The 12915-nt window shown below is 69.0% G+C and carries 9 protein-coding genes and 2 pseudogenes; 5 read left to right on the plus strand and 6 right to left on the minus strand.

The features are described 5' to 3' along the window. Positions 1-286: 286 nt before the first annotated feature. From A6302_RS16580 to A6302_RS24760, 5 genes and pseudogenes are all read right to left on the minus strand, one after another. Positions 287-1186 carry a calcium-binding protein gene (locus A6302_RS16580; RefSeq protein ID WP_069307973.1) on the minus strand — a complete coding sequence of 300 codons (900 nt, stop codon included), beginning with the start codon at positions 1184-1186 and terminating at the stop codon, positions 287-289. A gap of 244 nt (positions 1187-1430) precedes the next feature. Further along, positions 1431-2861 (minus strand): homospermidine synthase, encoded by a 1431-nt coding sequence (locus tag A6302_RS16585; protein ID WP_069307974.1) that lies wholly within the window; start codon positions 2859-2861, stop codon positions 1431-1433. 234 nt (positions 2862-3095) lie between these two features. Beyond that, positions 3096-3668 carry a GNAT family N-acetyltransferase gene (locus A6302_RS16590; protein WP_069307975.1) on the minus strand — a complete coding sequence of 191 codons (573 nt, stop codon included), beginning with the start codon at positions 3666-3668 and terminating at the stop codon, positions 3096-3098. Positions 3669-3896: 228 nt separating this feature from the next. After that, positions 3897-4259, minus strand: a complete 363-nt coding sequence (locus A6302_RS24755) for a type III PLP-dependent enzyme domain-containing protein (RefSeq protein ID WP_245294113.1) — start codon at positions 4257-4259, stop codon at positions 3897-3899. 54 nt (positions 4260-4313) lie between these two features. Then, positions 4314-5026 (minus strand): annotated as a pseudogene (locus tag A6302_RS24760) (alanine racemase); the annotation flags it as partial. A gap of 795 nt (positions 5027-5821) precedes the next feature. On the opposite strand from A6302_RS24760, the gene A6302_RS16600 reads away from it, so the two are divergent. The 4 genes from A6302_RS16600 to A6302_RS16615 all read left to right on the plus strand — a co-directional run bounded on the left by A6302_RS16600 (position 5822) and on the right by A6302_RS16615 (position 10230). After that, positions 5822-7339, plus strand: a complete 1518-nt coding sequence (locus tag A6302_RS16600) for a gamma-glutamyltransferase family protein (protein ID WP_342586295.1) — start codon at positions 5822-5824, stop codon at positions 7337-7339. Positions 7340-7380: 41 nt separating this feature from the next. Then, a complete protein-coding gene (locus tag A6302_RS16605; RefSeq protein WP_069307976.1) occupies positions 7381-8280 on the plus strand; it encodes a LysR family transcriptional regulator in 900 nt (299 codons plus the stop codon). 188 nt (positions 8281-8468) lie between these two features. Then, positions 8469-9083, plus strand: coding sequence for a DUF1007 family protein (locus A6302_RS16610; protein ID WP_280939347.1), 615 nt, complete (start codon positions 8469-8471; stop codon positions 9081-9083). Between the two features lie 7 nt (positions 9084-9090). Beyond that, the gene (locus tag A6302_RS16615) at positions 9091-10230 is read left to right on the plus strand and encodes a nickel/cobalt transporter (protein ID WP_141703872.1); all 1140 of its coding nucleotides are present in this window, start codon (positions 9091-9093) and stop codon (positions 10228-10230) included. A gap of 422 nt (positions 10231-10652) precedes the next feature. Here A6302_RS16615 and A6302_RS16620 read toward each other — a convergent pair whose 3' ends face one another. Continuing rightward, positions 10653-11405, minus strand: coding sequence for a gamma-glutamyl-gamma-aminobutyrate hydrolase family protein (locus A6302_RS16620; RefSeq protein ID WP_069307978.1), 753 nt, complete (start codon positions 11403-11405; stop codon positions 10653-10655). 243 nt (positions 11406-11648) lie between these two features. Here A6302_RS16620 and A6302_RS16625 point away from each other — a divergent pair. Then, a pseudogene (locus tag A6302_RS16625) lies at positions 11649-12754 on the plus strand (TRAP transporter substrate-binding protein). Positions 12755-12915: the final 161 nt, after the last annotated feature.

Consider the following 12915-nt stretch of genomic DNA (forward strand, 5'->3'; position numbering starts at 1 on the left):
GTGGGGGAGGGCGGCGAATTCAGTCCGTGGGGAGGGCGCCCTGCAACTGCTTTCGTGCCGTGCCGCGCCCCCTCACCCGACCCTTCGGGTCACCCTCTCCCCATGGGGGCGAGGGGTAATCTGCCGCGCTGCCTTGCGAATTGAACCAGCCGCCCCGCTCTGACTTGCGAAATAAGCGCAGCCGGCCCGCGCCGTCGTGCGAAAATGAGCGCAGCCGCCCGCCCCAACGCAAACGGGGCGCAGTTGCCTGCGCCCCGTCCGGGTCAGTTCAAAACACCTCTCCCCCTCACAGCACGAAGTCGTAGCTCTTCAGGTCGTAGAGGCCGGTGAGTTCGATCTGGAAGTCGGCGGCGCGGTCGCCGTTGGTGTCGGCGGAGATGATGGTGTTGCCGCCGGACCAGCTGTAGCGCAGGTCGCCGGCGTTGCCGGAGAAGCCGGCGTCGCCGCGCCAGTTGAAGCCCTGGTTACCGCCGGCGAAGGCGTTGGCGTCGAGGTCGCCGAGGTCGATGAAGTCGATGTCCGGCTGGAAATCGGTGATCACGTCGCGGTTGGAGCCGGTGCGGGAGTCGGCAAGCTGGGTGAAGACGAAGGCGTCTTCGCCCGAACCGCCGGTGAGGATGTCGCGGCCGGTGCCGCCGAAGAGGTCGTCGCTGCCGCTGCCGCCGTTGATCCGGTCGCCGCCGGCGCCGCCGAGCAGGATGTCCGCGCCGTTGCCGCCGCTGATCCGGTCGCCGGAGGCCGAGCCGAACAGCACGTCGGCGCTCGAGGTGCCGGTCATGGTGCGGGCGCCGCCGCCGGAATAGACGAAGTCGGAGGCGATCAGCTGGCCGGGCGACACGCCCTCGATCGAGAGATAGTGGTCGCTGCCGCCGTAGAAGGCGTTCAGCACGGCGTCGCCGTTGCTGTCGGCGCGCAGCAGCGCGTCGATCTGCGAGAAGTCGCTGACGCCCCAGGCGCTGACGTCGACCTTGTCGGCGCCGAAGGTGAAGTCGTGGATGTAGTCGTCGCTGAAGCGGCCGGCACTGCGCCCGGACATCAGGAACCAGTCGGCGCCGTTGCCGCCGAAATAGTCGTTGTAGCCGTTGCCGCCGATCAGGTCGTCGTTGCCGCCGTAGCCGTAGATGACGTCGTTGCCGCTGGTGCCGACCAGCCGATCCGAACCGCTGGACCCGTAAATCGTCGCCATGTCTCATCCCTCCAGTCGCGCCGCATGGGCGTGTCGATGGACGCAGAATGCGCGAGGCCGTCTGAACTCTGCCTGAGGCGTCCGTTCAGGTGGGGTTCAGACTGGTAAACGCGGCTTAACGCTTCTGCCAAGCCTCTCCCTGCGGCGGCCTGCGCGGGGGGGCGCCCCTGGCCACACATGACCACGCGCGGCGTGCCCCGCAGGACTCGCCGCGCCGTCATGTCGATCAGACCGTTCGCCCGCGTCAGTCGACGAGGATGTTGCGGAAGCTCCACGGATTGGCGACGTCGATGTCCTCCGGGAACAGGCCCGGGCGGCCGTCGAGCGGCGTCCAGTCGGTGTAGTGGCCTTCCATCGGGCCGAGATAGGGCTTCTGCACCTGAAGGCAGCGGGCGTGGTCCATCTCGTCGGCCTCGATGATGCCGGCCTCGGGATTTTCCAGCGCCCAGACCATTCCGGCGAGCACGGCGGAGGTCACCTGCAGGCCGGTGGCGTTCTGGTAGGGGGCAAGGCGACGCGCCTCCTCCACCGTCAGGCGCGAGCCGTACCAGAGCGCGTTGCGGCTGTGGCCGTAGAGCAGCACGCCGAGTTCGTCGGAGCCGTCGACGATCTCGGTCTCGTCCAGCACGTGGAACGTGTCCTGCGCCTTGCCGGCCTGGCCGAACATCTCGTGCAGCGACAGCACCGCGTCGTTGCAGGGATGGTAGGCGTAGTGGCAGGTCGGCCGGTATTCCGGGGTCGCGCCCTCGCCGACGGTGTAGTAGTCGGCAATCGAGATCGCCTCGTTGTGGGTGACGAGGAAGCCGAACTGGGGGCCGACGGTGGGCACCCAGGTGCGCACCCGGGTGTCGGCGCCGGGCCGCATCAGGTAGATCGCCGCCTGGCAGCCGCCCTCGTGGCGGCGGCCGATCGCCGGCAGGCCGGTCTCGTGGCTGCCCCAGCCGAGCTCGGCCGGCTGCAGGCCCTCGGAGACGAAGCCTTCCACCGACCAGGTGTTCCAGAACACGCCGAAGGGCTTGGGGATGCTCGCGCGCTGGGTGTCGCGCTCGGCGACGTGGATGCCCTTGACGCCGGCAAAGTTCATCAGCGCGGCCCAGCCTTCGCGGGTCGCGGGCACGTCATGCTTGAGGCCGAGGTCGGCGCAGAGCTTCAGCAGCGCCTCCTTGACGAACCACGAGACCATGCCCGGGTTGGCGCCGCAGCAGGAAACGGCGGTGGGGCCGCCCGGATTGCTGCGGCGCTCGGCCAGCAGCCCTTCGCGCAGGGCGTAGTTGGAGCGCGCCTCGGGACCGGCGCTGCGGTCGAAGTAGAAGCCGAGCCAGGGCTCGATCACGGTGTCGATGTAGAGCGCGCCGACCGAGCGGCAGAGGCGCATCACGTCCACCGACGAGACGTCGACCGAGAGGTTGACGCAGAAGCCGCGCCCGCCGCCTTCGGTCAGCAGCGGCTGGAGCAGGTCGACGTAGTTGTCCTTCGTGACGGCGGCCTTGACGAAGCGGATGCCGCGCTCGTCGGCGAGATGACGGTGGGCGTCGCTCGGGTCGATGATCACCATCCGGCTCTTGTCGAACGAGAAATGCCGCTCGATGAGGGGAAGGACCCCGCGTCCGATCGAGCCGAAGCCGATGAGAACGATGGGTCCGTCGATGGTGCCGTGGACGGGCCAGTCCGTCATGATGTTTCTACTCCTGCGTGTTCAGGGCGCTCAACAAGCGCCGGGGGCCTCGTCAGGGCCGGAAAAGCGACTGGGATCCTTGATCGGGCAGATGTGCCGGAGGGGACTTCGGTGATTCGTTTGACGGGGCGGCGCTGCGCCGTCAACCCCTTGCCTGCCATGCAGTGGCGAAATGCAGGGCCCCTGCTGCCATGCAGCAGGAAAATGCAGGGAGAGACGGCGTTGCCGACGGTTTCAGGCGGCGAGCGCGAGGCGGTCGGCCGGCATCGGAACCGGGCGGCCGGTCGGCGTGATCTCGCCGCGGGCGCGCTCGACGCAACCGGGGGCGAACTCGGCGGCCAGCAGCCGGTGGGCCTCGAACGGGCCGGGCATGGCAAGGCCGGCGGTGTGGGCCGCGGAAAAGCCGAAGCGGACATAATACTCAGGATCGCCGACCAGGATGACGGCGCGATGACCGAGCAGGCGGGCGCGCAGCAGGGCATGGCGCATCAGCGCCGTGCCGATACCGGCGCCGCGGATCTGCGGATCGGCGGCCAGCGGCCCGAGCAGCAGCGCCGCGCCGGCGTCGCCGGCCGCGATGTTCCACAGGCGCACGGTGCCGACCAGCCGGTCCTCGAGCTTCGCCGTCAGCGCCAGGCCCTGCGCCGGCAGGCGCCCGGCGCGGATGCGCTCCGACGACTTGGCAAAGCGCGCCGGGCCGAAGCTGGCGTCGAGCAGCGCATCACGCGCGGCGACGTCGAAGGCCGTCTCGTCGGTGATGACGAGGTCGGAAGCAGCGGGGGCGCGGCTGGAAACCACCTGGAACATGGCGGCAATCCTTCTGGAAAGCGGGCTGAAAAGCGGATGCGTTGCGTCCGTCGCGGCGGCCGGTTGCGGCGTCGCGGGCGGGTCGGAACAGGCGGCGCGGACGCCGCCGGGGACATCGGGATCGTGACCGATCGCCGTGCAGCAGGGCGCGAGGCCCGTCGCCCGCAAGGGACGAGGGAACTTGCTGCCCGGGGCTGCGTTGAGGCCGCGGGTTGCGGCCTCCGGGGATCAGATCACGTAGGCCTTCAGGGGCTCGAAGCCGTTGAAGGCGACCGCCGAATAGGTGGTCGTGTAGGCACCGGTGCCCTCGATCAGGATCTCGTCGCCGATTTCCAGCGAGACGGGAAGCGCGTAGGGCGTCTTCTCGTAGAGCACGTCGGCGCTGTCGCAGGTCGGGCCGGCGAGGATGCAGGGCGTCTTCTCGTCGCCGTCGCGGCTGGTCGCCAGCGGGTAGCGGATCGCCTCGTCCATGGTCTCGGCGAGACCACCGAACTTGCCGATGTCGAGGAACACCCAGCGGGTGGTCTCGTCGCTGCCCTTGGTGGAGATCAGCACCACTTCGGTCTTGATGATGCCGGCGTTGCCGACCATGCCGCGACCCGGCTCGATGATGGTCTCCGGAATGCGGTTGCCGAAGTGCCGGCGGATCGCCGCGTCGATGGAGCGGCCGTAGCTCTCCACCGCCGGGATGTCCTTGAGATACTTCGTCGGGAAGCCGCCGCCGAGATTGACCATCTTCAGCTGGATGCCGCGTTCGGCGAGCGTGCCGAAGATCGCCGCGGCCGAGCCGAGCGCGCCGTCCCAGGCCTCGGTGTTGGCCTGCTGCGAGCCGACGTGGAACGAGACGCCGTAGGCCGACAGGCCGAGGCGGTGGGCCGCCTCCAGCACGTCGATCGCCATCTCGGGCTCGCAGCCGAACTTGCGCGACAGCGGCCATTCGGCGCCGGCGCGTCGCAGAGGATGCGGCAGAACACGCGTGCGCCGGGGGCCTGACGGGCGATCTTCTCGACCTCGGCCACGCAGTCGACGGCAAAGAGCGACACGCCGAGCTGGAAGGCACGGGCGACGTCACGCTCCTTCTTGATGGTGTTGCCGAAGGAGATGCGGTCGGCCGAGGCGCCGGCGACCAGCGCCATCTCGATCTCGGCCACGGACGCGCAGTCGAAGTTCGAGCCGAGCTCGGCGAGCAGCGACAGGATCTCCGGCGACGGATTGGCCTTCACCGCATAGAAGATGCGGCTGTCGGGCAGCGCATGACGGAAGGTGAGGTAGTTGTCGCGCACGACGTCGAGGTCGACCACGAGGCAGGGACCGTCGGGACGTCGGGTGGCGAGGAAATCGCGGATGCGGGTGGTCATGGTCGTGTTCCCGGTTCTCAAGAGTTGGCCGATCCCGGGTCCGACCCCTTCAGATCCGCGCCGCTGTGGAGACGGCGAAAACCGAGGTGAGTCGTACCGGCGCCGGCCTTGCGGCCGGTGGGGTGTCGATCCGGATGAAACACGAGCGCGAGAAGTCGCGATCACGTCGCTCCGGGAGCCATGGATTGGAACGGGGGAAACCGTCCGCACGTCCGGCAAGGAAGTAGTCGCCTCTTCAGTGACCCCGGCCTTTGGAGAGCCGGCAGAGACCAAAAAAGCCCTCTACGTCGTTGCTTCAAGTCGCGTCCGCCGACAGAGCGTCGGCTTAGACCCGGTTAAACTCCGGTCACCGGCTTGCCCTCGCGAGGAGTCGAGGTTCTCTCGATCCCGCGAAGCCGGCACGCAACCACAGGCACGTGCGAAATTGGGCAGGACCGGGAAATACGCGCGACGACTGTCACATACAAGCGGTTTCTTGGCCTCGGCCCGAAAAAACTTTCCCGCCGTTTCGCAGCGTGAAACGATGGGGCCGCGCAGGGGGCATTGGGCCTTTGACGTGAATGGTTAACCATCTGGTAACCATCGCGGATCCCGGCTCTGCCAGTTGAGGAAATGGGGCGCCTCGGCGCATCTTCTGGCCCGGCGAATCGCGAGAGCAGCCGCGCGCGGGCGAGACGGGCAACGACAAGACGCCGCGAAGGCGGGAGGAGTGGCAGGAATGGTCGCGATCACGGGCATGTCGAGGAACGGCGTTGTCGTCGCGCCGCACGCGGCGGCGGCGGCGGCGGGGCCGAAGTGCTGAAGGCGGGCGGGAGTGCGGTCGAGGCGATGGTGGCCGCGGCGGCGACGATCGCGGTGGTCTATCCGCACATGAACGCGATCGGCGGCGACGGCTTCTGGGTGATCGCCGCGCCCGGCCGGCCGCCGGTGGCGGTGGAGGCCTGCGGCCCGGCGGCGGCAAAGGCGACGATCGAGGCCTATCACAAGCGCGGCTTCGGCACGGTGCCCGAGCGCGGGCCGCTGGCCGCGCTGACGGTGCCGGGCACGGTCGGCGGCTGGAAGCTGGCGCTGGATCTCGCCGCACCGCTCGGCGCCGGCATGCCGCTGCGCGAGCTTCTCGCCGACGCGATCGGCCGGGCGAAAGACGGCAGCCCGGTGTCCTCGTCGCAGGCGCGGCTGACGCAGGCCCATCTCGGCGAGCTTGCCCCGCAGCCGGGCTTTGCCGGCGTGTTCCTCGACGACGGCAAGGCGCCGGCGGAAGGATCGCTCCAGCGCCAGCCGCGGCTGGCCGACACGCTCGATCATCTTGCCAATGCCGGGCTCGACGATTTCTATCGCGGCGACGTCGGCGCGACGATGGCCGCCGATCTCGCCGACGCAGGGAGCCCGCTCGGGGCCGCCGACTTCGAGCGGTTCGAGGCGCGCCGGGCCAAGCCCCTTGCCGTGCGGCTCAAGGGCGCGACCGTCTACAACACCGCGCCGCCGACTCAAGGGTTGGCCTCGCAGATCATCCTCGGCGTGTTCGACCGGCTCGCCATCAAGCGCGGCGAGAGTTTCGAGCATGTCCACGGCCTCGTGGAGGCGACCAAGCGCGCGTTCCTGATCCGCGACCGGGTGGTGACCGACCCAAGGCTGGATGCCCCCGACATCGCCGAGTTCCTCACGCCCGAGGGACTGGAGCGCGAGGCGCAGGCGATCGACATGAAGCGGGCGGCGCCCTGGCCCGATCCGGCGGCGCCCGGCGACACGATCTGGATGGGCGCGATCGACCGCAACGGCGTGGCGGTCTCCTTCATCCAGTCCGTCTACTGGGAGTTCGGCTCCGGCGTCGTCTCGAAGCGCACCGGCGTGCTGTTCCAGAATCGCGGCCTCAGCTTCAAGCTGCACCCGGAGGCGCTCAACGCGCTGGCCCCGGGGCGCCGGCCGTTCCATACGCTCAATCCCCCGCTCGCCGTGTTCGACGACGGACGGGTGCTTACCTACGGGTCGATGGGCGGCGACGGCCAGCCGCAGTTCCAGGCGCAGATCTTCACCCGCATGGCGCATTTCGCCATGCCGGTGGCCGAAGCGATCGCCGCGCCGCGCTGGCTGCTTGGCAAGACGTGGGGAAGTGATACGACGACACTGAAGTTGGAACATGACTTCGACACGAGCGTTGTCGAACAATTGCTGCGGGTCGGTCACGAGGCGGAAACAGTCCCGGCGGGAACCCCGGGAGGGTTCGGCCATGCCGGCGCGGTGCTGCGATCGGCGCGCGGCGACATCGAGGGGGCGCACGATCCGCGCGCGGACGGGGGCGCAGGCCTCGCCTGAGTGTGCGCGCGGTTGAGGTGACCGGTCGTTCTGGAGGATGAATGGATACGCTCACCCGGATGCGGACGTTCGTGGAGGTGGTGGACGCCGGCGGGTTCTCCGCGGCGGCCCGCAAGCTCGGACGGTCCAAGGCCCTGATCTCCAAATATGTCAAGGAATTGGAGGACGAGCTCGGCACCCGGCTGATGAACCGCACGACGCGGCGCTTCTCGCTGACCGAACTCGGCCAGGCCTACTATCGCGATGCCGGCGAGATCCTGCAGCGGGTCGACGACCTGCAGGACATGGTGCGCGACCGCCACGGCGAGCCCACCGGCCTGTTGCGGGTCACGGCGCCGCGCACCTTCGGCGACAGCGTGCTCGGCCTTGCGATCATGGAGTTCATGACCGCGCATCCGGCGATCAAGCTCGACCTGCGGCTCGACGACCGTTTCGTCGATCTGGTCGACGAAGGCTTCGACTGCGCGATCCGCGTGACGGAGCTGCAGGATTCCAGCCTGATCGCGCGCAAGCTCACCGACTACCGCTTCGTCGTGGTCGCCCGGCCGGACGTGATCGCGGCGACGGGGCGGCCGCTGCATCCTTCCGATCTGGCCGACCTTCCCTGCGTGATCGATTCCAATCTCCGCAGCCGGTTTTCCTGGCGCTTCAACGTCGACGGCGAGCGGATCTCGGTGCAGGTGTCGGGGCGCATCGAGGTCAATTCGCCCGAGGCGATCCGGATCGCGGTGCTCGCGGGCCTCGGCTACGGGCTCGCGCCCTATGTGATGGTGCGCGAGGACATTGCCGCCGGCCGGCTCCAGACCGTGCTCGACGACGTGCCGACCAGCCCGCCCGGCGTCTATGTGGTCTATCCGCACCGCCGGCACCTGTCGGCCAAGATCCGCGCCTTCGTCGATTTCCTGGTCAAGTGGTTCGCCGAACACGGCGAGTGCGGCTGAGGCGGCGCCCGACATTCTCGTGCCGCATTCCCGTTCGACACGGAGTCCTCTAGACTTCGGTTCCCGCCGGTCCGTGCCGGTGGCCACAAGAGGGATGCGACCACCATGCAATCAGGCTGACCCGAGGCGGCACGGTCCGGCACGTCCGGCGCGCGCTCGCGGGCCTTGCCGCGCTTGGCGCCGGTGCGCTGGCGGGGATGGGGCCGGCGGCGGCCCATCCGCATGTCTGGGTCGAGGCGCGGGCGGAACTGGTGTTCAATGCCGACGGCCGCGTGACGGCGGTGCGCAACGTCTGGCGATTCGACGAGGCCTATTCGGCCTTCGCCACGCAGGGGCTCGACACCGACGGCGACGGCACGCTTTCGGCGACCGAACTGCACCCGCTCGCGCAGATCAACGTCGAGTCGCTGGCCGACTTCGACTATTTCACCTTCCTCACCGCCGGCTCCAAGGCGGTGCATTTCACCAAGCCGACCGAATACTGGCTGCAGTCGGACGGCGGGTTGCTGACGCTCTATTTCACGCTGCCGACCAAGGAGCCGGTGGAGGTGCGCAGCCTCGCCGCCGATCTCGACGTCTACGATCCCACCTACTACGTCGCCTTCACCTTCGTGGAGACCGATCCGGTGCATCTGGTCGACGCGCCGGCCGGCTGCGTGGTCGACGTGCGCCGGCCCGGCGCACTCGATCCGATGACGGCGGCGAGCCTTGCCGCCATTCCCGCCGACCAGCGCGAGGTGCCCGGCGCGCTGGCGGCCGTGACCCAGGACCTGACCAACGGAGCCGGCCTCACATGTCCCTGAGCCCGACATGCGCCAGCCCGACATGCGCCTGAGGCGGCTTGCGGCCCCTGTGGCCGCCGCCGTCCTCCTGTGTCTTGCCGTCGGCAGCGCGCTGGCCGCCTCGCCCTTCGGCGTCGGCCTTGCCGAGCCGACGGCGAGCGGCGGCCTGTTCGGTCCGCTGCTGGCGAAGATCGCGGTCTGGCAGAGCCAGTTCTATCTGGCCCTGAAGACGGCGATCGCGACGCCGGGCGGCGGGCTCACGCTGGTGGCGCTGTCCTTCGGCTACGGCGTGTTCCACGCGATCGGCCCCGGCCACGGCAAGGCGGTGGTCTCGGCCTATGTGCTGGCGAACCGCGAGACGGCGCGCAACGCTGCCATGATCGGCCTCCTGTCCGGCCTCGCGCAAGGCGTCTGCGCGGTGGCGCTGGTGTCGGTCGTCGCGATCGCGCTCGGGGCGACCAGCATCGCGATGACGCGGATCGCCGCCCTGTTCGAGATCGGCTCGTTCGCCCTCGTCGCGGCGCTCGGCCTCTGGCTGGTCTGGCGCAAGGTCGTCCGCCCGCTTGCCCTGCGCGTTCTCCAGCCGGCGACGCCGGTGTTCTCGGCGGTGTCCGGCGGGGAGATGACGGCATCGCGGACGGCGGGGGAGGCAGCGTTTTCCGGGGTTTCGCTGCGCCGCGCCGGGCCTGCGTCCGGGGCGGGGGCAATGGCCGGCGCCGGTTTCGGCACCGGGTCACGCGCCGGCAGTTCCGTCGGCGGCGGCTTTTCCTGCAACGACGGCCATGGCATCGACTGCGACTGCGGCGGTCATGTCCCGCCGCCGGAGGCAATGGCCGGACCGCTCGGTCTCGCCAAGGCGTGGAGCGCCATCCTCGCCGTGGGCCTGCGGCCCTGCACCGGCGCGCTGATCGTGCTCGTCTTCGCGATGTCGCAGAAGGTCTACCTGCTCGGCGTCGCGGCGGTGTTCGCCATGGCGCTCGGCACGGGGGCGACGGTGGCGGCGATGGTACTCGGCGCCGTCGGCCTGCGCGGCGCGGTGAACCGCGCCAGCGGCCGCCGCGGTCGCTGGCTGCGGCTGTTCCACCATGGGCTTGAAGGGGCCGGCGCGATCGCGGTGTTCGCTTTCGGCGCGCTGATGCTGGCCGGATCGCTTGCCGCGGGCAGGTGAGCGCACCCACCCCGCCATCGTCATTCCCGCGAAAGCGGGAACCCATCAGTCGGCAGGGATAAAGGCCGAGTTCCTGGTTTTTCCATCGGCATGAGCGGCCACGCGTGCGTCCCCATCGATGTTCCGCCCGGGGATGGATGGGTCCCCGCTTTCGCGGGGATGACGACGTTGGAGGGGTTGAATTTCGGCAGGCGGGTGATGCCTGCCGAGCCGATGGAGCCTACCAATCCACTCCACCCCTCTATCGTCATTCCCGCGAAGGCGGGAACCCATCGATCGGCAGGGGAAAGACGCGCTTTTCAAAAGATTTCAAGGATATGGATGGGGACGTCTGCGGCCCCGCCGACATTCCTCCCGGGGAGGATGGGTCCCCCCTTTCGCGGGAATGACGACCCGAGAGGCCCTCGATATCCGGCACGCAATCACCCTCGCGCGTCGGCCCGCTCGCGCGCCGCATCGGCAAACGCCTCGAAGATGCGGCCCGAGGGCGTGTCGGTCTTCGCCCAGAATTCCGGATGCCACTGGACGCCGAGGGTGAAGGCTTTTGCGCCGCGCACGGACACCGCCTCGATCACCCCGTCGGGGGCGACGGCCTCGACGACGAGGCCCTCGGCGAGGCGGGCGACCGCCTGGCGGTGCAGCGAGTTGACGAGGATCTGGCCCGAGCCGACCACCCGACCGAGGCAGCCGCCGGGGGCGACGTCGACGCCGTGGCGGATCGAGAAGCGCACCGCCTGGTCTTCCGACACCGGGGCGCGGTGATCCATGTTGCCGGCCTCGTCCTGGATCTCGCTGCCGAGCGAGCCGCCGAGCGCGACGTTCAATTCCTGCATGCCGCGGCAGATGCACAGCAGCGGCACGCCGAGAGCGATCGCCCGCCGGATCAGCGGCAGCGTGGTGGCATCGCGGGCGCGGTCATAGGGCTCGGAGCGCTCGTCGGCGACACCGCCATAGAGCTCGGGGTGGACGTTGGAGCGCGAGCCGGTGCAGACCACGCCGTCGACCCGCGCCAGCACCGCGTCGAGGTCGATCGCCGGGCCGAAGGAGGGCAGCACCAGCGGCATCACGTCGGCGCGCTCGATCAGGGCCGAGAGATAGGTGGAGGGCGAGGCGTGCCACTGATAGCCGTCGATCGGCTTGACGTCCGAGGCGACGAGGACGACGGGCATGGTCATGGCAGAACGGGCTCCTCGAAGGGGCGTGGGCACCGGTTGGGCAATCGGTCCGCACACTGCCGGATTGCACAGATAAAGGGCGGCGGCAAGGCTTGTTTGTATCGGTTGATTGGGCTTAAGTCACAATGGGTTCGCACCCCGCGCCCGCATACGGCACAAGAAGAATGCCGCCTGCGGCCCGCCATCCGGACAAAGACTGAGGCGGTCTCGTCGCGTTGCGATTCGCTTCACAGGGAGGAATTCATGGATCGTCGCTCGTTCATCAAGAAGGCCGGTCTCGTCACCGGCGGCGCGGCTGCCACGGCCGTACCGCTGGCCGCGCCTGCCATCGCCCAGGAGATGCCGGAAATCCGCTGGCGCCTGACCTCGAGCTTTCCCAAGTCGCTGGACACCATCTACGGCTCGGCCGAGGTGATGGCCAATTCGGTGCGGGAGATCACCGGCGGCAAGTTCAACATCCAGGTGTTCCCGGCCGGCGAGATCGTGCCCGGCCCGCAGGCGCTCGACGCCGTGCAGAGCGACACCGTGGAAGCCAACCACACCTGCTCCTACTATTTCGTCGGCAAGGACCCGACCTTCGCGATCGGCACCGCCATTCCCTTCGGCCTCAATGCCCGCCAGCAGAACGCCTGGCTCTATGAAGCCGGCGGCCAGGACCTGCTCAACGAGTTCTACGCCAACTACAACGTTCTCGGCATGCCCGGTGGCAACACCGGCGTGCAGATGGGCGGCTGGTGGCGCAAGGAGATCAACTCGATGGCGGATCTCCAGGGCGTGAAGATGCGTATCGCCGGCATCGCCGGCCGCGTGATGGGAAAGCTCGGCGTGGTGCCGCAGCAGATCCCCGGCGGCGACATCTATCCGTCGCTGGAAAAGGGCACGATCGACGCCGCCGAATGGGTCGGCCCCTATGACGACGAGAAGCTCGGCTTCTACCAGGTCGCCAAATACTACTACTACCCGGGCTTCTGGGAAGCGGCCCGACCCTGCACTTCATGTTCAACAAGGCGAAATACGAGGCGCTGCCGGCCAACTACAAGGCCGCGATCAAGGCCTCGTGCGCGCTGGCCAACGACATCACCACGGCGAAATACGACGCCAAGAACCGGATGGCCATCCGCAGCCTCGTCGGCAAGGGCGTGCAGCTGCGGCCGTTCCCGCGTGACGTCCTGGACGCGGCCTACGCCGCCACCCAGGAGCTCTACGCCGAGCTGTCGGCCACCAACGAGAACTGGAAGAAGATCTACGAGCCGTGGAAGCAGTTCCGCGAGGAGAGCTTCCAGTGGTTCCGCGTCGCCGAATACACGCTCGACAGCTACAACTACGCCATGCAGTCCGCCGGGAAGTGATCCCGGCGTGATCGGGTGAACGACAAAGGCCGGGAGCGATGCTCCCGGCCTTTTTCGTTGTGCGATGTCGCTGCGCCCGGTCTCCGGCTTCCAGCTCCCGGTCACTGGGCCGGCGCCGGCCCGCCGAAGTCCGGCGGCGGCAGGCGCCCGGCGCGCTGGGC

Origin of the sequence: Methylobrevis pamukkalensis (genome assembly GCF_001720135.1) — a bacterium.
GTDB lineage: Bacteria > Pseudomonadota > Alphaproteobacteria > Rhizobiales > Pleomorphomonadaceae > Methylobrevis > Methylobrevis pamukkalensis.

Coding starts and splice junctions, on each gene's coding strand:
- A6302_RS16580 (WP_069307973.1), bottom strand. CDS start 1,186: ATGGCGACGATTTACGGGTCCAGCGGTTCGGATCGGCTGGTCGGCACC.
- A6302_RS16585 (WP_069307974.1), bottom strand. CDS start 2,861: ATGACGGACTGGCCCGTCCACGGCACCATCGACGGACCCATCGTTCTC.
- A6302_RS16590 (WP_069307975.1), bottom strand. CDS start 3,668: ATGTTCCAGGTGGTTTCCAGCCGCGCCCCCGCTGCTTCCGACCTCGTC.
- A6302_RS24755 (WP_245294113.1), bottom strand. CDS start 4,259: ATGGTCGGCAACGCCGGCATCATCAAGACCGAAGTGGTGCTGATCTCC.
- A6302_RS16605 (WP_069307976.1), top strand. CDS start 7,381: ATGGATACGCTCACCCGGATGCGGACGTTCGTGGAGGTGGTGGACGCC.
- A6302_RS16615 (WP_141703872.1), top strand. CDS start 9,091: ATGCGCCAGCCCGACATGCGCCTGAGGCGGCTTGCGGCCCCTGTGGCC.
- A6302_RS16620 (WP_069307978.1), bottom strand. CDS start 11,405: ATGACCATGCCCGTCGTCCTCGTCGCCTCGGACGTCAAGCCGATCGAC.